Origin of the sequence: Microcoleus sp. B13-B6, assembly GCF_036705405.1 — a bacterium.
GTDB lineage: Bacteria > Cyanobacteriota > Cyanobacteriia > Cyanobacteriales > Microcoleaceae > Microcoleus.
Map to the genome: position 1 here is coordinate 23,335 of NZ_JAUBUJ010000076.1, position 19,957 is coordinate 43,291.

The following is a 19,957-nucleotide window of genomic DNA, read 5'->3' on the forward strand; positions in this document are numbered from 1 at the left end:
GTAGGGTAGGCATCCTGCCTGCCCTTGGCACAAATTTAACGATCGAGAACAGGCAAGATGCCTGTTCCACAAAGAATGAGTTTACTTGTAGGGTAGGCATCCTGCCTGCCCTTGGCACAAATTTAACGATCGAGAACAGGCAAGATGCCTGTTCCACAAAGAATAAATTTTCTTGTGGGGTAGGCATCCTGCCTGCCCTTGGCACAAACTTAACAACTAGCTCCCTATTCAGCTTATGATTGTTATCACCCCCGTCCTAAAACCAGTTAGCCAAATAACGCTTTCTCCCGGTAGTGTGGTAACTATTCCCAATATAAGTTGGCTGGAATTTGAGTCGATTTTGCAGGAATTAGGAGAAAAGCGAAGAACTAGAATTGCCTACAGCAACAGTACCTTAGAAATTAGGGTTCCCTTACTATATCGGGAAATCCCGAAAGATTTAATTTCCGATATTGTAAAAAATTTACTCAAGTCTGCGGGCAGAATATATGAACCATTTGGTTCTACTACTTTCAAACGGGAAGGTGCAGCAGGAGTTGAACCTGATGCTTGCTTTTATATTCTAAATTATCAGCGGATGATTAATCGCCGCCGACTTTTACCGGACGATCCGCCGCCCGATTTGGCAATTGAGACGGATGTTACTTCTAAAACTAAGATCGATGCCTATAAAATTATTGGAGTTCCAGAAGTATGGGTTTATGACAGCGGCAGACTTCTCATTTATTTGCTGCAAGATGGAGAGTATGTAGAATCGGACATTAGTCCGAATTTTCCAGAAATCGCGATCGCCCAACTGATTCCGGCTACAGTAGAACGTGCTTGGCAGGTTGGAAATTTGCAAGCGCTAGAAGAATTGGAAAGTGCGATCCTCTCCGAGGGCTTCGCTAACGGCTAAACTCGTAGAACAGGTTACGCACTTCGCACTTGGTATCCCAAAAATCACACACTTACTGCCAAATTGTCAACCCCTAAAGGTCGATAAATTGTATCTCTTTGCTGATAACTCCGCCCCAAAGAACTAATCGCATTTTGCAAATCTTCGACAGACTGACAACTGCCACCCACCGCACCGGCCATTGTAGTAATATGCTCTTCCATCAATGTACCGCCGATGTCGTTGCAGCCCCATTTCAGCGCTTCAGTAGCTCCATCTAAACCTAATTTTACCCAACTCGGCTGGTGATTGGAAATTAAATTGCCTAAGAAGATTCTCGATACTGCGGTGAGTAACAATGTATCTGCTAAAATTGGTTGGTCGCGGCCGACTCGACTCCGCAGAGGAGCCGGTGCTTGCTGTCCGACAAATGGTAGTAAAATAAATTCTGTGATGCGTGCCCGATAGTTTTGGTCGATCGCAGTTTGTTGGAGCGCTCGCACTTTTTCTAAATGCAAAACCTGCTGTTCGGCTGTCTCAATATGCCCGCAAAGCATCGTACTGGTTGTCGGCAAACCCAGACTGTGAGCAGTTCCCACAATTTCCAGCCAAGTTGCCGAATTTAGTTTTTCCGGGCAAATCACCCGTCGCACAGCATCGTCGAGAACTTCCGCAGCGGTTCCTGGCATCGAACCAACTCCCGCATCCTGCAAAGCCGAAATTACATAGCTGAAACTAAGATTATCTCCTCTGGCAATAAATTCTATTTCTTGGGGCGAAAAAGCGTGCAAGTGCAACTGAGGAAACTTATCCTTAATGGTTTTCACCAATTGCAGATAATAAGGTAAAAATGCGCCGTTGAGCTTAGCTTGAAGATTTAAGCCGCCCTGCATACAAATTTCCGTCGCACCCCGCTGCACTGCATCAGTTGCCTTTTCCTGAATTTGAGCTGCATCTAACCAAAAAGCGCCCTCATCTTTCTCGTCGCGGCGGAATGCACAAAAACTGCAATGCTGCTCGCAAATATTGGTGAAATTAATATTGCGGTTGATAACGTAGGTGACAGTATCCCCTGATTGTCGGCGGCGGAGCAAGTCAGCGGTTGTTTGAATAGAAGCTCGCGCATCGGGATCTCTTTGCTGCAAAAGAACCAATGCCTCTGCTGTAGAGATGTTATAACCTTGTAAAGCTCGATCGAGAATTGCATCCACAGTTTTTTTTTAACTCAATTACAGAATTACTGACTAGAATTAAGGCGTTTTTATATTTTAACTAATCAATTATGGAGGAACGATATTTTACAATCTCAAGTGCTACGAAACTATTCTGGACTTTCTGAACACTGAAATTATGGGCATAAACCAACCAAATCAGGTCTTGCCAGTGCCGTCGGGGCCTTTGCAAATTCCTGCTATACAGACTTTCGGCTCAACTTTTGTAGACGCAGGCACACCGCCAATTTATTTTTCCCTGGTCATTCCCACCTACAACGAGTGCAAGAATGTCAAGAGTATTGTGGAAAAATTGAGCCACTTGCTAGATGGCAGTATTCCCGGCAACTACGAATTAATTGTAGTCGATGACAACAGCCCCGATCGCACCTGGGAAGTCGCCCTGTCCCTGACACCGGAATATCCGCAATTGCGGGTGATGCGCCGCGAAGACGAGCGGGGACTTTCCACAGCGGTGATTCGCGGGTGGCAGGTCGCTCTGGGTGAGGTTTTGGGCGTCATCGATGCCGACTTGCAGCATCCCCCGGAGACGCTGTTGCAGCTTTTAGCAGAAATTCAGCGGGGAGCCGATTTGGCCGCTGCGAGTCGCCACGTGGGCGAGGGCGGGGTGAGCGACTGGAGCGTTGTCAGGCGATTTTTATCGCGGGGCGCTCAAACCCTGGGGTTGGTGATCCTGCCGGGAGTGGTGGGCCGAGTTTCCGATCCGATGAGCGGCTATTTTATGGTGCGCCGCTGTTGCATAGCCGGCAAAACCATGAATCCTGCTGGTTACAAAATATTGATTGAAGTGCTCGGTAGGGGCGATATCGGCTGGATTGGAGAAGTTGGTTACGTGTTTCAAGAGCGGCAAGAAGGCGAGAGCAAAGTTACCTGGAAACAGTATATTGACTATTTGCGGCATTTGCTGAGGTTGCGGTTTGCCCGCTGGCCGATGGGCAAGTTTCTGCGGTTTGGCCTTGTGGGTTTCAGCGGCGTATTTGTGAATATGGGGGTTTTGTACGTGCTGTCCGATATCCTCCATTTGGAGGTGAATGGCAGTCTGATCGTTGCTGCTGAATTGGCAATTATCAGTAACTTTTTGTGGAATGATTTGTGGACTTTTGGGGACATTTCTAAGCTGCAGCCAAGAAAGCGCCAGCGATTGAAACGGCTGTTAAAATTTAACACGATTTGCTTGATGGGTTTGATTTTGAATTTGCTGCTGTTTAATTTGCTGTTTAATCTTTTTGGAATCAATAAATATCTTGCTAATTTAATCGCGATCGCGACTGTGACTCTGTGGAATTTCTGGATCAATATGAAGCTGAGTTGGCGGGTGACCGACGTGAAGTAGGTAATGGGGAATTGTTGACTGTTGACTGTTGACTGTTGACGGCGTTGAGTGATGACAACTGACAACTGACTGCTGACTCAATTAATGATTAAGAACAAACAACTGTTGTTGCTATTTCTGTGGACGGCGATCGCCTTTATTTTGCGCTTTGCCAATTTAAACTCGAAACCGCTCTGGACAGACGAGTTTTCTACTCTAGTTTTTAGTTTGGGCAACAGTTTTCGAGGGGTGCCGATCGATCGCGCGATCGATCTTTCTACATTATTACAACCGCTACAATTGCGCGCCGGTGCTGGGATTGCAGATGTCCTCAACCATTTGCTGCTAGAAAGCAATCATCCACCAGTATATTTTATGCTCGCCCACTGGTGGATGCGACTGTTTGGGCCGACCGAGGATAGTTTAGTTTGGATTGGGCGATCGCTCCCTGCTTTATTGGGCGTGATTTCAGTTCCAGCTATCTACTTTTTAGGCAAGTTTGCTTTTAGTTCTCGTTTAGTCGGTCAATGTGCTGCTGCGATGATGGCAGTTTCTCCCTACGGCATTTATCTCGCTCAAGAAGCTCGCCATTACACTTTAGGAATATTATTAGTTATTGCCTCTCTTTTTTGCCTCAGCTTAGCTGCAAAAAAGCTGCAACAGCGCGCTCCCCTGCCTATTTGGGCGGTGCTGCTTTGGGTAGTTGTTAACTGTTTGGGAATTGCGGTTCACTACTTTTTTACACTAACTTTGTGTGCGGAATTAATAGCATTAATTGCGGTAATCTGGCAGCAGTTTAATGGAAAGTTGCGAATTGACAACAGCCAGCGGCTTAATATTTGGCAATTTCAAATCCTGTGGCGGCTTTTCGCAGTAGCGATGGGCACTTTGGCGGGCGGTTTAGTTTGGCTGCCGGTATTTTTGTCGAATAAATACGGCAGCGAACTAACTAATTGGATTGTCAGTGGCGATCGCACATTTTTAGATTGGATCGCGCCGATTTTTCAAGCTTTAGCTGGATGGGTCACTGTCATATCTCTGCTGCCGGTGGAATCGCCAAATTTGGCAGTAGTAGTTGCATCGGCGATCGTAATGACAATATTTTTTATATTGGTGCTTCCCATCCTGTTTAGCGCTCTTAAAAATTCCTTAACAACGCCCGATACTCGTTTAGGTACTGTTATTTTCGGCGGATTTGTGCTAGGAGCAATTTTCCTATTTTTCAGCTTTGCATATATTCTAGGAATTGACCTAACTCGCGGCGCACGATACAATTTCGTCTACTTTCCGGGGGTGATATTGCTTTTAGGAGCAACCTTGGCGGTTATTTTTAACACACCTACAGCCAAAAGTCAATGGTTTAATTTTCGGGCGATCGAAGTTCCTGGCAAAAAAGCAGTGGTGCTAATTTTAGCAATGGGTTTTTTGAGCGGTGTCACAGTAAATTCCAATCTCGGCTATCGCAAATATTACAAACCAGACCTTTTAATTCCGATTATCCGCGAATTATCGAAAGTTCCCGTGTTAATTGCGACTACTCAAAAGACTCATGTAGAAATAGGAGAGTTGATGGGGATAGGGGGGGAATGGGAAAGTTCGGCAACGGATTCTGTAACGGATGTAACGGATGTCAGGAAAAATGAGGAAGTTAAACTTTCAGATTCTCCTATATTTATTTTGGTTAAATATCACAGAGAGAAGCCAGAAATAGCAGCGACGACACTTAACAAAGCACTCGCTCAATTGCAACGTCCGCTAGATTTATGGTTGGTTAATTTTCGCGCACCTGTCAATTTAGCAGCGCAAAAATGTCAGCTTGAATCTGGCGATTTGCCGCCTGTTGATGGTTATGAATATCAAGTTTATCACTGTTCTTGAGTTGGCGATCGCCCGCAACTATAGTCCGATGACTGGGGAGAGAGAGTGATAAATTTATGACTCAAGAAGTAGAGGATATAGAGTTAGCATTACAACCGCAGTCCGGCAGGGGTTGAAACCCCTGCCTCAAAGCTAAAGTCCTCTCAAAGAGGACTAATACCAAATCCGACTTAAATACCCCCTTTATTTCTTAGTCTGCGGAGGCAGACTTCGTTTGACAAGGAGCGGTTTCAACCGCCGAATCATCAAGGGGTGGCAAACTAAGAGTTAGCGGCCAAATATTTAATTAAGACGCTCATCACTTCACCTGGATTTTGAGTTTGGACAAGCGGACTCCAGTCAGAAACGCAGGCAAAATTATCGCGGTGAAAAGAATGAATGACGCGGGAAACAACAGGACGAGAACTGATAATGAAAAGTTTCAAGAGTTCTCGGTTAACTGAAGTTTGCAAGTTTTGTTCTTTAGCAGGGGGCTGATTGAGTTCGGTAGTTGGATTTTCTGGCCCAACCTCGAAAGCAAGTATTAATTCGGTATTGGGTAGCATTTGCCGGATGACTTTCAGGGAAGATTCTGCTTCGCTGCGGCTGCGAAATTGCGCGACGGGTAAGCGCTGAAAGTTGGGCAGCAGTCGGTAAATAATCCAGGCATTCGCAGTTTGTGGGTTGTTCATGGCTGTATTGTAAATTGGGTATGTTTGCCCATAGAAAAGTGACAGACTTGCACTTTATTGTGAGCGCGATCGAACATCGCGCTACTTCAATAAAGATGCGTCCTAGTTGATGATTTTTCCTCGATTGCCTCAAGAGACATCGGAAACTATATCGTGTTGGCAATAACGCTATGTTAGCTCTAAAATCCACTTTTAGATTGAGTTATTACATAATTTAATTCCATTAGTTAAAGGTTCAAAATAAGCGCTTAAAATAGGCGGTTAAAATAGGCTAATCAAAAGCAATAACAATCATAAATAAACGTTAGACAATGCCAAAAATAAACAATTCAGCTCAATTAATTTAAGTTTTCGCACCAGTACACGGCACTGCCGTGTCCCTACTTCGTCGGTGCGGCGATGGGAAAAGGGAGACGAACCTACGATGACTGTTCGGCAAATGAGGGATTTTTGCCGTTTGGTGGGAGTATGTTTTGATGACTTGCCGGATTATCTCAGTCGGCGAGTAGATGAGGAGGAGTCATAGGGGGATAGATCGATCGTAACTTTATACAAACAATTCAGTTCCAAATTCATGGTTTTCAAACAACCTAATAAGAATTGTTGCCGCTAGATTGCCGCTCTTGACGCTCCACAATTAGAAAGCTACAATATTGTATTATGCAATGTCCGCTCGATCGACAGTCAAAAAATTAGTTTCTCAAAAATTAGTTCGCAGTACGGACTTGGTGTCCGCTCCGAAATTACGGACACCAAGTCCGCACTACAAACAGTTGGAAGTTAATATCGTCTCAAACAATCTTTATTTAAAAAAACATTATGGCTGGCAAATTCGCTAAAACCACCGTTGCTGTTTTGAGTTTACTTGCGATCGGCGGCGCGGCAACATATCTGTACTCGGATGGTTATTTAGGAGCTGATAGTAAACCCCTAGATAATGCTAAACTGATTCCGAGTGACGCTTTAGTGGGCGGCACGATCGATCTCAACCCTCAGTCTTGGTCAAAGTTACAGAAATTTGGCACACCAGAAGCTAGGGAACTTTTCGATCGAGCTTGGAAAGAGTTTGAGAAAGAATTTGCTAAGGAAAGTCCTCAACTGAATTACGATCGAGATATCAAACCTTGGCTGGGTACTGTTGTCTGGGCTGCATTACCATCAGCTAAAACCCAAGGACAGCAATCGCCTACTCCTGAATTTATCGGGGTAATTACGATTAAAAATAAGCTGAGTATGTGGCAATTAAATCAAAAGCTCAGCAAAATTAATCCTGACGAAAAAATTAAAGAGATTGATTACAAAGGATTTAAAATACAGGAGTCTACTACTAACAAAGGCGATAAAAGCTACTGCGCGATCGTGAAGCGTTATCTTGTTTGCAGTGACAAGGAGCCAAATGTCCAAAAATCTATTGATATCTACAAAGGACAACCATCCTTAGCAAGCAAGCCAGAAGTTGCCAAAGTATTATCAAGCGATTTAAAAATTGACAATCCAGTAGCTCAATTTTATATTTTTGATAGTTTAGCCTTGATAAAGGAGAGTGTCGCAAATGCTCCTCAAGCTCAAAACGCACCACTGCTCGATCGAGCCGAACTATATCCGATAAAGTCTTTAAGCGGCGGTATTGGCATTGATGATGCTGGGATTCGGATTAATACTGTTGCCAATTTACAGCCGAATGCCACCACTCAAACCAACTTTCAGCCCGCAACTGAAAAAATAATTAGTTATTTTACCCAGCAAACAGTTGCTTTATTTACGGGTAAAGGCATCAATAATAATTGGGGTAATTTTGTCAGCCAAACACAAAATATTCCAGAATTCAGCCAGGGACTTACTCAATTTAGAGGAAATTTAGCAGCATTAAATCTCGATTTAGATAAAGATATTTTTGGCTGGATGGATGGAGAATACGGATTCGGAGTAATTTCACTGCCAGACGTATCTTTAGAAAGTGCGATCGGGGTAAAAATAGTAATTCAAACCAGTAATCCTGAAGCAGCTAAAAGCACGTTTGCTAAATTGAATGTGCTTGTCCGAGGTAATGGTATAGCCCTATCTGAAAAACAGATTGCCGATCGAGCTATAACTGAATGGCAAGTGCCCAGTCAAGACTTTGTATTGGGACACGGTTGGTTAGATGCAAATTCAGTATTTATCGCTGTAGGGAATGCCAAAACATTACCAGCGATCGCAGCTACATCAAATCCAACTTTAGCACAAAGCGAAAACTTTCAAACAATTACGAGTTCTTTACCAAAGCCTAACAGCGGCTACGGTTATTTCAATTTTGAACAAATTCTGACCCTGGTCAATTCTGCTGCATCTAAAAATTTCATCGAGTCATCTGTACCCAAAGAAAATATAGCAGAATTCGATCGGACGATCGCGGCTCTTAATTCTGTACGCGGCATAGCCATGACAACTGCAGAAGTAGATAAATCGACGCAGAGGTATGAGATGCTAATCGCACTCAAGCCAGCAACTGCCGGGGCATCACTACAAACTCCGTCAGCTAATTTACCTGCTACTGGGCCTGCTGTTTCACCAACTAATCCGCCGACAAATTTACCCGCGACTCCAACAGCAACTCCGTCTCCAATTGCCAACAAAACTACTCCACCGACCAACTTACCTGCGAATCCCACTCCCAGAAAAACTACTCCGCCGACAAATTTACCAGCGAATCCAAAAGTAACTCCGCCAGCAACTCCAACCAATGCTGACAATGATTTTCGGCAAGCAGTAAATCAAGCAACTCGTGCAGCTTCTTTAACTCAAACTGCCACAACAAAACAACAGTGGCAACAGGTGATTGTTGCCTGGGCACAAGCAATTGCTGGGATGAAAAAAATACCTGCTAATAGTCCTAAATACAAAATTAGCCAGCAAAAGATTGTAGAATATCAAAATAATTTGAAGTATGCGAAGCTGGCGGTCGAGCGAGCAGAAGAATAAGTTATTCTGTTTATAAATCGGCGGTTGCAACCGCGTCTACACAAATTGATGCTTTAGTCATTCAAAATCAATTTTGGATAGTGGTAATTGAAAGTAAAGAATATGGTTTCAGTGTTTCGCGGGCTCTTCCCCAGATTTTAGCATACATGATGGGAAATCCTTACCCCGAAAACTCTCCTTTTGGGATGATAAGTAACGGCGAAGAATATATTTTCCTGAAGCTGCTGCGCGGGGAAATAAATCAATATGCGCTGTCAGATTTATTTAGTATTTGCAATAGTCGCAATAATGGCTTAAATGAAGCTATGCGGGTTCTCAAGCAACTTGTTAGTTTGTCTGTACAGAGATGAATGGTTATAATTTGCGATCGCATTACTCTTGCCTCACACTATCGGGTACGCCCACCGCAGAAATACCCGATATCGCCTTTAAGTTTTGACACCGAATCAACTCATTAAAATCCAAACTGCGCCCTTCAATTTGCGCCACAGCCTCGATCGCCCCCAGCAAATGTCCGGCCGCTTCCGCTTCGTTGTAACCACGCCTTCCCGCGACTCTAATCGCCGCTTCGTCAGCATCTAACTCTACTTGGGAACTGCGGTTGTCGCGCCAAATTCGAGTCATCGCCAGTCCCGTCAAACCGCCCGCGATCGCAGTGCCGATCGCATCTCCTTGCAACAATTCTACAACAGTCCCGACAATTCCCGCCAGAGCTGCACCTTGATAAATATCCGGTTTAAACCACTTAAAACTGCACAGAAAACTTACATTCCGCAATAGCAGTAAATCCCGCTGCGGCTTAGATAGCAGCCGCCACAAATCAAAATTAATATAAATCGGGCGAGATTGATTCCAAGGCAAAGGAAAATCGCAGTCAATTACCGTTGATTGTTGTGGCTTATTAATAATTTTACACATCATGCGGCCGGAAGCGGGCATCACATCTAACAGGCGGCGAATTTCTGGATCGGGATTCATAAATTTTAGGGTAATTGATAATTGGTAATTGGTGATTGCATCGGCATAAAAAACAATAATATCTATCACGACCTCGTAGGGGCGGGTTTTACCTACAATAATTGCCTAAAACCTACAATCTCGTAAACCCGCCCCCACCCAAGGGCTAGTTTTACCTACAATATTTGTCGATAATTGACAATCTTAGGACTGATGCACGGGTAGCCAGAAACCGGGTTTTTTGCTGAGAAGATGCGTTACAGCCACAGATTTGGTGAAAAACCCGGTTTCTTGGGTCAGAGTCCGTTCCTAACTGGTTTTATCGAAAGCAAAGTTGATGTAGGTTATTGGTTGTGTGCGGGCGGGTTTATGTAGATTTTTAACGGGAGTTAAATATTCTTGGAAAAACCCGCCCCTACAAGTCAATAGAATATAATTAAGGGTTTTTCTTGGATGCGGGAGAGGGAGATTTTTGAGCTCTCGGAGCCGCTTTTTCGGTATTGGGCGAAGGCTTCGGACTGGCAATTGCTGGGGCAACTGACGGCTTTGAATTCGCGGCTGGGGATGGCAGCGGTTTCGGAGAAACAGGGGCTGTTAATGGGGCTGCAGGAGCTGTTTGAGCGCCTAAAATGCTGGCGTCTCCGGTGTCGAAGGTGCCGGCGATGCAAGCGATCATCATTGTCGCTAATGTGCCGACAAATAATGCTTTCCAACCGAGTTCGGAAATGTCTTTGCGGCGGGATGGAATTAGGGCGATCGTACCGCCGACAAATATGCCGACGGAGGCTAAATGGGCGAAGCCGGAAAGGGCGTAACTGACAATTAAAACTGTACGATCGCTCACGAGTCCTTTTGCCGATGCTTCTGCTAAACTTTGATAGGGCGGAATCGCCGTTTCTAACAGTCGGCGACCGATGATTACTGATGCTGTCCAAGAGTCGTCTAATGAAACTCCTGTTAATAGCGTCAGGGGATAAAATAAAAATCCCATAATGTTGGCTAAGGTGACAACTTTGAACAAGTCACCAATGGGGCCGGGCAAAATTGCCAGCCAACCAAAGAATTGATTAATTAAGGAAACTAAGCCCAAGATTAAAATCAAAACAGCGGCAATAGCTACCGCCATTTTTACACCGTCCAATGCACCAATTATCGCTGCATCCAAAGGGCTGACTCGTTCGATTGGCTCTCCCCCAACAGTCTCTTGTTTGAATTCTTCGCGCTCCATGTCCGAAATTTCTTCGCCCACAAACTCGCGGCCTTTAGGCTTCCGTTCTTCCTTGGGAATGCCACCCATTGTCAGGGGTTTGTCTGTTTCTGGTACTAAGATTTTGGAGAGGACAAAACAAGCGGGAATGGCGATAATTGAGGCGGAAACTAAATGCCCTAAAATATTGGGAAAAACTGGCTTGAGAAAACTCACATAAATTGCTAAAGTTGAAGAAGCGGCAGTCCCAAAACAGCAAGAGAGGATTGCACAAAGTTCCGAACGAGTCATTTTCGGCAAATAAGGCTTGACAACAATTGCCGCTTCAATTCCTACGAAAATATTAGCAGCGCCGCTGAGGGCTTCGGCGCCGCTCAACCGCATTGTCATATAAAAGATTTTGGCAAAAACTTCGGTGATAATTTGAATCACACCGATGTTGTAAAGCAAAGCCATGAGGCCAGAAAAAAAGATGACTGTCGGTAAAGCTCGAAAGGCAAAAATATATCCTAAATTAACTGGGGGGTCTTGACCGGGTATTGGAACAATGTTTTTACCGAATACAAACCTCGCTCCAGCGTCAGCAGCGGTAAATACTCCATCCAGTAAGCCTGTAAACCACTCTAGGGCGATGCGAGTTGGGGGGAACAGGAATACTAAAAATCCTAAGACTAATTGTAGACCAATGCCCCAGATGATGACGCGCCAGGGAATATACTTGGAGTGTCGGTTTTCGGAAAAAATCCAGGCGATCGCACATAAGCCAAAAATGCCCAGAAACGAGATAAGATTGTAGATAGACATGAGCCTAGTCCTTGAAATACTTAAGAATGCCGATCGACGGCTTGCACCACATCAGTTATACTATTCATCTGACGGCAAATGCTAAAAAAAATAACGGGCCGATGAATTACGCACTCAACAGCGTACTTATGTCATTGCTTAGGTCATTCCGAACTCTGCGGATCTTTAGCAACCCTTGATTTGCCGTAATTACCAGCAGTTTAGATAGAAACTCTAACACATGGAAGCTTTTGCTCCACATCCTCCTGAATGGACTGCGACGGCGGTTCACGCTAATGAGTTTTGCTGCCCCAAGTGTGGCGCTAGTTGCACGGATGCCGCTGAGGTCTGGATTAATCGCCGATCGCCAGTCTACACCGAGTTCAACCGCCGCAAGTGGCAAGAATTTTACCGCTGCCAGTGCGGCGGCGTGTGGTGGGCCTGGAGTAACGATAGGCCTCCTTCTGAACTTGTGCGTCGCGATCAGAGCTCGGATGACGGCCCGGATGAGGGCCCCGATGATGATTTTTAGAACGGTGACAGAATTTTCGATTTTCGATTTTATAGCAGAAGGAAGAAGTCCGATGGAAGTCGGAAGAAGTCCGATGGAAGTCGGAAGAAGGAAGAAGGAAAAAGCAGTAATAGCTAGGGTTTCAGCGATCAAGAATGTCCTAACCCTCTTGGCGGTTGCTATATTTAAAATTAGGGTAAGGTGCGCGGCCCGGCGCACCCTACATTTAGATAGGTTAGCGCCATTTCTAAACTAATCGAGCACGTCAAGTATTCCCTTGACTACGCCTTCCATGACTCTTTCAATTAAGCTCAATTCGTTTTCTCCGATCGACTCATTTAAGAGCATTGACTGAATTCGCTGTCTGTCCTCGCGAGTCAGTTCGCCTGACGAAAATATCTGCTCTACTATTTGTTCAGTTAGAAATGAGGAAGTTTGAGTTTGCATGGTTGGTCTCTAAAAGCATCAATATTTTGCTTTTAACTTTATTAGAGGAGCCAGTTATTGTGTGGGTTTTTACTTTCCCACCCAATCAGTGCTCCAATCCTAGGACTCTGGGGGGATTTTGTCAATACACTCGTTACAGATCGATATAAAATCTGCATTGTATTTCCGACATTCTGGCAACGGGTGGTTTGGGAGTGCGATCGACCCCGGCGGTGGTAGTGTTCGATCGACTTTTTTAAGTTTATTGGCACTTTGGCGGAACATTACCGCTCAAAAAAAATCAAAAAGAGAAGAGATTAGAATGGGGCATGGGGCATGGGGCATGGGGCATGGGTCATTGGAACCAACAAATAACAACAAATATAAGAAAAATAACCACTAACTAATGACTATTGAGTAATGACTATTGACAACTGACAACTGAGAACTGACAACTGACTAATGACCTATTTTCGTTCTGCTCTAATTTTGACATTAGGTTTTTGGCTGCTACCGCTAGCAGTGCGATCGCAATCTGTCGTTCCTGCAAATGACGGCACTAATACTGTTGTTAACTCCGAGCAAAACCGCACAGACATTAGTGGCGGACAACTGTCAGGGAACGGCGCCAATCTGTTTCACAGCTTCAGCCAATTTAATCTCAGCGAAGGTCAAATCGCTAATTTTCTAACTAATCCAAATATTCAAAATATTTTAGGGCGGATTTCCGGCAACAATGTTTCCATCATTAACGGTCTGATTTCTGTAAGCGGCGGCAACTCAAATTTATTCTTAATGAATCCGGCGGGAATTGTCTTCGGTCAAAATGCTAGATTAAACGTGCCGGGGTCTTTTTTCGCGACAACTGCTACAGGTATTGGTTTCGGCGATCGCTGGTTCAATTCGGCCGGAATTAATGATTACAAAGCTTTACTGGGAAATCCCAATCAATTTAATTTTAATAACTCACAACTCGGTGCAATTGTCAATGCCGGAAACTTGGCAGTTGGCAGCGGGCAAAGTTTAACTTTGCTCGGTGGAACCGTTATTAATACAGGACAATTATCCGCTCCCAACGGTCAAATTACTGTGGCTGCTGTTCCGGGACAAAATGCAGTTCGCATCAGTCAAGTTGGCAATTTATTAAGTTTAGAAATTACTCCGTCTTTGCAGTCAGAAAACTCGGCGATCGCCCCGGTTTCTTTGCCTCAGTTGCTGACGGGCTCCGGCGTAGTGTCAGCCACAGGTTTAACCACTAACGAACAAGGTCAATTGGTACTGACTGGCGGGCAAACTGTGCCCGCAGTTGCCGGAAGTGCGATCGTCTCCGGTTCTGTAAATGTATTTGGCCCTTCTGGAAATGCTGGTGGCACAGTCAATATTTTAGGGGAAAAAGTCGGACTCTTCGGCGCAAATATCGATGCTTCCGGGACGGACGGCGGAGGTACTGTGCGCGTCGGAGGCGGTTTCCAGGGGATGGAACCAGTGCCAAACGCCCAGGTAACTTATGTTAGTCCTGATTCTACGATCGCAGCAAACGCGATCGACCGCGGCAATGGCGGCACTGCGGTAATTTGGTCAGACAATATAACTCGCTTCTTGGGCAATATTAGTGCTCGCGGGGGCACTGCCGCAGGTAACGGCGGCAGAGTAGAAGTTTCCGGCAAAAATGCTTTAACTTTCCAAGGAGAGGTCGATACCCGCGCGACTAACGGTGCGATCGGCAATTTGTGGCTCGATCCGGCAAATATTACGATCGTCAGCGGTAACGGCTCCAGCAGCGGGGGTTCGACTGGCGGGGAACTCGAACCGGCACCAGAACCCAACGAAACATCGATCTCAGAAGTGCAGTTGGAACAGATGACAGCCGGCAGCAACGTGGTTCTAGATACCCCCGGCTATATCACCGTCCAAGACTTGCCCGATAACAAACTTTCCCTGCAAGCAAGAACGGGAGACACCGTAACCTTTAGATCCGGCGGAGTGTTTGTTGTCAATGACCCCAAGGATGTAATCGAGACTCAAGGTGGCAACATCAACATTTTCGCCAGCAGCATCTCTCTGGGCGGACTCAATGCTAACAGCGGCAATATCGCTCTCACTGCTAGCGGCATTGACTTCAGAGGCGGCAGCAATTCTGTCAGCAGTGCGGGGGGAACAATTCGCTTGCAGCCCAACGACAACCGACGAATTCAAATCGGTGGCACCGGCGATATTTTGGGCCTTTTAGACTTGACGGCAACGGATCTCGGCGCTTTGGCGGGGGATTTCGGCTCGATCGCGATCGGGCGCGAAAACGGTAGCACCTCGTCGATCGCGATCGTCGCACCCATTACCTTCAACAGCCCGCTGACACTTCAAGGCAGATCGATCAGGATCGACAATCCCCTGAATACAAGCGGCAGCGCTAGCTTGACTCTCGACGCGCCCCAAACTGATCTCAACGCCAACATTGCGACATCCGGCGGCGATCTCACTTTTACAGGAAACGCATCCCTCAATGCTGACGTAGCTTTGAGCACGGAAGCTACCGGCAACATTCTGTTCTCCGGTAGCCTAGACGGATCTCACGCCCTGAGACTAGACGCTGGGCGAGTGCTGTTCGGCGCTAAAGTCGGTCAAGCTGCACCGCTGGCGAGTTTAACTGTCAACGCCCGCAGTACCCAGGTATCGGGCAATATGGCGACATCTGGCGACATGACTTTCAATAGTAACGTTACAGTCGATCGCACCGCCGCCCTAGCCGCCACTATCGGCAATATCACTTTTGCCAATACCCTCGACAGCACGCCGGGCCGGGCTAATAATTTGACGCTGCGCGCTGGCGGCAACATTACTTTTGACGGCCTAGTCGGTCAAACTCAGAGGTTGGGCCAGCTCTCGGCTGACGCTGCTAGCGTGACGGCTGCTTCCACAATTACAGCGCGCAGTTTGAGCGTTAACGCGCGAGATTCCGCTCGCTTCGGGGGGGACAGCACGGCCGCTTTGGGAGCCGATATCAAGGCAGAAAACGTCCTCCTAGGGGGTAATTTAAGGACGGATGGTGGCAGCGTGAACCTGCAAGGAAGTGGCGAGGTTCGGACGGGCAATATTACCTCGAACGGTGGGAGGATTCGGGTTGAGGGAAATACTGTTGCTGCAGGTGCGATCGACTCGTCATCGGCGGGCACAGGAGGCGCGATCGCTCTCCAAACCAATGCTGGCCCTTTAACTGCGGGAGCTTTGAACGCTTCGGGGGCGATCGGCGGAAATATTGCCCTTACTTCGGGAGCGGGGATTTCGGCTCTAGATATCAACTCCAGCGGCACTTCAAACGGCAACGGCGGGGGCGTCTCCCTGAACGCGACTGGTGATATTCAGTTGGGCTTTATCAACGCTAGAGGCGGCACTGGTGGCACTGGCGGCAGCGTTGATGTGAGAACCCTCGGTTTGTTTCGATCGAACAATGTTTTCAACGATGATATATCGGGCAATGTTTCCAGTATTTCTACTACCGGAGGTGCGGGGGCGGGGAGGATCGCAATTCGCCACGGAGGCGGTATCGATCGACCGTTTGTAGTTGGCGGCGCGATCGACAATGGAACCAGAGGAAGCATTAATGCTGGGGCGGGAAACGCCATTTTGCCCAGCTTTTCCTTCGGGCAAACTTACACCCAGGGAAGTTTACCAAATCAGATTTCCCTAATTACACCGGCCGCGCCCTCTACTCCTGCACCAATTCCCTCACCAATTCCCTCACCAATTCCCTCACCAATTCCCTCACCAGTTCCCTCACCAATTCCCTCACCAATTCCCTCACCAATTCCCTCACCGCCTCTAGAGTCCGTAAATCCCGATCCGGAGCAGTCATTTCCTGCATCTTTGCAAGTAGAATTGCGATCGCCCAATCGAGACCGAAATTCCCCAATTAGCCAGGATATTTTCGCTCCTTCTCGCAGATTAGATGCGGCAGGTTCGGGAGTTTTAGAATTTGAACAAACCTTTACTCGCGAGTACGAAAAATATCTGGATTTGCCCCCAAGAAAGCCGATTACTAATCTATCGGTGATTTACGAAACCCTTCGCAAAAACGAACAAATTAGTGGGATAAAATCTGCAATTATTTATATGAATTGGCTCAGGAGATCGGATGCAGCCGCAGCCAAAGAAAATGGTTCTGTGCTGGTGGCAAGTCAGGATTTATCTAATCTATTGCCTGTGAGAAATAACCTCACCTCCGGGCCCCATCGCCCCTTAGAAGATAAGTTGGCCCAGAGGTTGTCGCCACTGAGCCAAGAAATTCCCGATGTTCCTAACGGGGAGCTTTTAGAATTAGTGTTAGTCACAGCTAACGCTCAACCGATGCGCGTTGTAGTTCCGGCGACAACGCGGTGGCAGGTGTTGCAATTGGCGGATGCCCTGCAAACCGAAATAACTAATCCCAGAAGAAGAAGCAGCATTAGTTATTTGGATTCGGCTCAAAAACTTTATCGCTGGTTAATTGCGCCAATGGCCCCAGAATTGGCCGCTTTAAAGATTGACAATTTAATTGTAATTCCGGCAGCAGGTTTGCGGAGTGTGCCCTTTGCTGCTCTTCACAATGGCAAACAATTTTTAGTTGAGCAATACAGTATTAGCGTGATGCCGAGTCTGAGTTTGAGTGATATCGGCTACGACAATATTGCGGATGATGAAGTTTTGGCAATGGGGGCGTCGGTATTTGAAGATAAAGCGCCATTACCAGCGGTACCGGTGGAGTTAGAGTCGATCGCGCCGCCAAGTGAAGGAAAATTATTTTTGAATCAAGATTTTACTCTGGGAAATTTGCAAGCTCAGCGGGCAAATCGGCCTTTTGGAATCATTCACTTAGCAACTCACAGCGAATTCCTGCCTGGGGAACCGAAAAATTCTTACATTCAGTTGTGGGATACTAAATTACGTATCGATCAAATGGCACAGTTGCGGTGGAATGAACCGCCGGTGAATCTGTTAGTTTTAAGCGCGTGCAGTACCGCTTTGGGCGACGAAGAGGCGGAGTTGGGGTTTGCGGGTTTGGCGGTAGCTAGCGGTGCTAGATCCGCTTTAGCGAGTTTGTGGGAAGTCAGCGATGATGGGACTTTGGGGCTGATGACTGAGTTTTATCGGCAGTTGCGGGCCCCCAGACGCGGTGGCAATTTGATGATTAAAGCGGAGGCTTTGCGCCGCGCGCAATTGGAGATGCTGCGGGGGCGCGTGCGGATTCAAGACGGGATGTTGCGAGTCGAAGGGCTTTCTGGGGATCTAATTTTGCCTCCAGAAATTGCGGCGCGGGGCGATCGAGTGCTTTCGCATCCTTATTATTGGGCCGCCTTTACAATGATTGGCAATCCTTGGTAATGGGATGTTGAATGAAGAAGGAAAAAGAGGCGCACCATTGTCAGCAACAGGCTTTCCGGCCTGTTCCACAAGAAAATTGATCTTTTGTGGAACAGGCATCTTGCGTCAGCAACAGGCTTTTCGGCCTGTTCCACAAGAAAATTGATCTTTTGTGGAACAGGCCGAAAAGCCTGTTCCTAAAAACCTAATTGAGAATGGTGCAATATCTCAGATGCAACCGGAAACCCTCTCAAATGTCTCGAAACTATGACATCCTAATAGTTTTCCCACAAGTCTTACCGAAGTTATTAGGGTGGTGTAATGAACTACCTTGATTCGTTAATTGCCCGAAAACTTATACTATTGACATACATTTTTAGGCATTCCGGTTTCACAGTCTCAGTGTAACAAGGCGTGGGACTCATAATCAGCGATCGATTGACAGCTACATTTGACACAAATGTGGTTCTGTTTTCCTTTTTTCTTAGTGTTTTTACGGATATGGGTTAATTTGCACTCGCTTTCATTGTATGGTGATTCCCCCTATTTATACTCTAATTATGCAAGGCCCAAATCTCCTATGAAGACTAACGGCGATCGCCCTTCACTCTGTTTTGCCGGATTTTGCAGGAAACTGTAGAGCGATCGGACTCCTGACCGGAATGTTTAGCCCTCTTATTTTTAAGAAATGTTAATAAAAAATAACTTTTCTTTTTACACTGAAGTTTTTCTTAAATTTTCGGATATTATTATGTATTAGAGGATACATTTACTTAATTAATTAACAATTGCTAAAAAATAATTGAGTATTAATACTGACAAGAGGATGTAAGAATGATTAACTTATCGGGCTACGACATTACCAACCAAATCCATGAAAGTAATAATTCTTTAGTTTACCGGGGACTGAGGAAGCAAGACAAAAAACCGGTAATTATCAAATTTCTCAAACAAGATTATCCGATGCCAGCTTCGTTAGTCAGATACAAGCAGGAATACGAAATCACACACAATCTTAACCTAGAAAGTGTCCCTCAAACCTACAGCTTAGAAAGATACCATAACAGTTTGGCTATCATTTTCGAGGATTGTGGTGGAGACTCATTAAAGCTCTGGTTGGCTTCTCACAAACTTACCTTAGAAGAGTTTTTCTTAACAGCTATTAAAACAACCAGGGCTTTAGGTGAAATTCATCGACATAAAATTATTCATAAAGATATCAATCCCAGCAATATTATTATCAACTCAAGCACAGGGCGAGTTCAAATTATAGATTTTGGCATCTCTACTGTTTTAAAGCGCGAAAATCCTAGCCTGAAAAATCCTAATGTTTTAGAAGGCACTCTGAGCTATATATCGCCGGAACAAACAGGCAGAATGAACCGAGCGATAGACTACCGCACTGATTTTTACTCATTAGGAGTAACTTTTTACGAAATGCTAACGGGGCAAGTGCCCTGGGATTACAGCGATGCAATGGAATTAATCCACTGTCACATTGCCAAACAGGCAGTACCGCCCCACCAAATCAATCTAGAAATTCCTAAAGCTGTTTCTAATATTGTGATGAAGCTATTAGCGAAAACCGCTGAAGCCAGATATCAAAGCCCTTGGGGAATTATCGCTGACTTAGAAGAATGCCTAGAACAATTAAAAACTACGGGAGGAATTGCAGATTTTGCCATCGCCCAAAAAGATATTACAGATAAGTTTCAAATACCTCAAAAACTTTACGGCAGAGAAACAGAAGTTGAAACCTTATTAGCAGCCTTTGAGCGAGTCAGCAGAGGCAGCACCGAAATGATGCT

General features: G+C 45.8%; 16 protein-coding genes. 10 read left to right on the top strand and 6 right to left on the bottom strand.

The genetic code is table 11. The annotated features are described in order from the left end of the window. Nucleotides 1-187 (bottom strand): hypothetical protein (locus tag QUB35_RS27130; RefSeq protein WP_333144743.1); only part of this gene is annotated, 187 nt, incomplete at its 3' end. A gap of 48 nt (nucleotides 188-235) precedes the next feature. Between QUB35_RS27130 and QUB35_RS27135 the strand changes: the two genes are divergently transcribed. After that, nucleotides 236-898: a Uma2 family endonuclease gene (locus QUB35_RS27135; RefSeq protein ID WP_333144744.1), complete on the top strand. Its 663-nt coding sequence runs from the start codon at nucleotides 236-238 to the stop codon at nucleotides 896-898. Nucleotides 899-942: 44 nt separating this feature from the next. Here QUB35_RS27135 and cofH read toward each other — a convergent pair whose 3' ends face one another. After that, nucleotides 943-2,088, bottom strand: coding sequence for a 7,8-didemethyl-8-hydroxy-5-deazariboflavin synthase subunit CofH (gene cofH, locus QUB35_RS27140; RefSeq protein ID WP_333144745.1), 1,146 nt, complete (start codon nucleotides 2,086-2,088; stop codon nucleotides 943-945). Between the two features lie 139 nt (nucleotides 2,089-2,227). On the opposite strand from cofH, the gene QUB35_RS27145 reads away from it, so the two are divergent. Then, on the top strand, nucleotides 2,228-3,442 hold the full coding sequence (locus QUB35_RS27145; RefSeq protein ID WP_333144746.1) for a glycosyltransferase: 1,215 nt from the start codon (nucleotides 2,228-2,230) through the stop codon (nucleotides 3,440-3,442). Between the two features lie 84 nt (nucleotides 3,443-3,526). Further along, nucleotides 3,527-5,299: a glycosyltransferase family 39 protein gene (locus QUB35_RS27150; protein WP_333144747.1), complete on the top strand. Its 1,773-nt coding sequence runs from the start codon at nucleotides 3,527-3,529 to the stop codon at nucleotides 5,297-5,299. Nucleotides 5,300-5,559: 260 nt separating this feature from the next. Here the strand turns inward: QUB35_RS27150 and QUB35_RS27155 are convergent, their stop codons facing one another. Beyond that, nucleotides 5,560-5,970 (bottom strand): hypothetical protein, encoded by a 411-nt coding sequence (locus QUB35_RS27155; protein WP_333144748.1) that lies wholly within the window; start codon nucleotides 5,968-5,970, stop codon nucleotides 5,560-5,562. A 665-nt stretch (nucleotides 5,971-6,635) separates the two neighbouring features. Between QUB35_RS27155 and QUB35_RS27160 the strand changes: the two genes are divergently transcribed. Genes QUB35_RS27160 through QUB35_RS27170 form a run of 3 tightly spaced genes read left to right on the top strand, consistent with a single transcriptional unit; the run spans nucleotide 6,636 to nucleotide 9,281 of the window. After that, a complete protein-coding gene (locus QUB35_RS27160; protein WP_333144749.1) occupies nucleotides 6,636-6,809 on the top strand; it encodes a hypothetical protein in 174 nt (57 codons plus the stop codon). Continuing rightward, nucleotides 6,790-8,931: a DUF3352 domain-containing protein gene (locus QUB35_RS27165; RefSeq protein ID WP_333144750.1), complete on the top strand. Its 2,142-nt coding sequence runs from the start codon at nucleotides 6,790-6,792 to the stop codon at nucleotides 8,929-8,931. Before QUB35_RS27160 ends, QUB35_RS27165 begins: the two co-directional genes overlap by 20 nt. A 44-nt stretch (nucleotides 8,932-8,975) precedes the next feature. Continuing rightward, nucleotides 8,976-9,281 carry a type I restriction endonuclease gene (locus tag QUB35_RS27170; RefSeq protein WP_333144758.1) on the top strand — a complete coding sequence of 102 codons (306 nt, stop codon included), beginning with the start codon at nucleotides 8,976-8,978 and terminating at the stop codon, nucleotides 9,279-9,281. A 22-nt stretch (nucleotides 9,282-9,303) separates the two neighbouring features. Here QUB35_RS27170 and QUB35_RS27175 read toward each other — a convergent pair whose 3' ends face one another. Both QUB35_RS27175 and QUB35_RS27180 read right to left on the bottom strand, forming a co-directional pair. Beyond that, entirely contained in the window at nucleotides 9,304-9,909 is a 606-nt protein-coding gene (locus QUB35_RS27175) for a DUF3318 domain-containing protein (RefSeq protein WP_333144751.1), read from the bottom strand. Between the two features lie 415 nt (nucleotides 9,910-10,324). Beyond that, on the bottom strand, nucleotides 10,325-11,899 hold the full coding sequence (locus QUB35_RS27180) for a nucleoside transporter C-terminal domain-containing protein (protein ID WP_333144752.1): 1,575 nt from the start codon (nucleotides 11,897-11,899) through the stop codon (nucleotides 10,325-10,327). A gap of 220 nt (nucleotides 11,900-12,119) precedes the next feature. Between QUB35_RS27180 and QUB35_RS27185 the strand changes: the two genes are divergently transcribed. Then, a complete protein-coding gene (locus tag QUB35_RS27185) occupies nucleotides 12,120-12,410 on the top strand; it encodes a hypothetical protein (RefSeq protein WP_333144753.1) in 291 nt (96 codons plus the stop codon). Continuing rightward, nucleotides 12,397-12,645 (top strand): hypothetical protein, encoded by a 249-nt coding sequence (locus QUB35_RS27190; protein WP_333144754.1) that lies wholly within the window; start codon nucleotides 12,397-12,399, stop codon nucleotides 12,643-12,645. Before QUB35_RS27185 ends, QUB35_RS27190 begins: the two co-directional genes overlap by 14 nt. Here the strand turns inward: QUB35_RS27190 and QUB35_RS27195 are convergent. After that, on the bottom strand, nucleotides 12,642-12,836 hold the full coding sequence (locus tag QUB35_RS27195) for a hypothetical protein (protein ID WP_333144755.1): 195 nt from the start codon (nucleotides 12,834-12,836) through the stop codon (nucleotides 12,642-12,644). The genes QUB35_RS27190 and QUB35_RS27195 overlap by 4 nt on opposite strands. A gap of 441 nt (nucleotides 12,837-13,277) precedes the next feature. Between QUB35_RS27195 and QUB35_RS27200 the strand changes: the two genes are divergently transcribed. Together QUB35_RS27200 and QUB35_RS27205 are read left to right on the top strand one after the other, a co-directional pair. Continuing rightward, the gene (locus QUB35_RS27200; protein WP_333144756.1) at nucleotides 13,278-18,170 is read left to right on the top strand and encodes a CHAT domain-containing protein; all 4,893 of its coding nucleotides are present in this window, start codon (nucleotides 13,278-13,280) and stop codon (nucleotides 18,168-18,170) included. Nucleotides 18,171-18,983: 813 nt separating this feature from the next. Continuing rightward, a partial coding sequence (locus QUB35_RS27205) for a protein kinase domain-containing protein (RefSeq protein ID WP_333144757.1) occupies nucleotides 18,984-19,957 on the top strand: 974 nt, incomplete at its 3' end.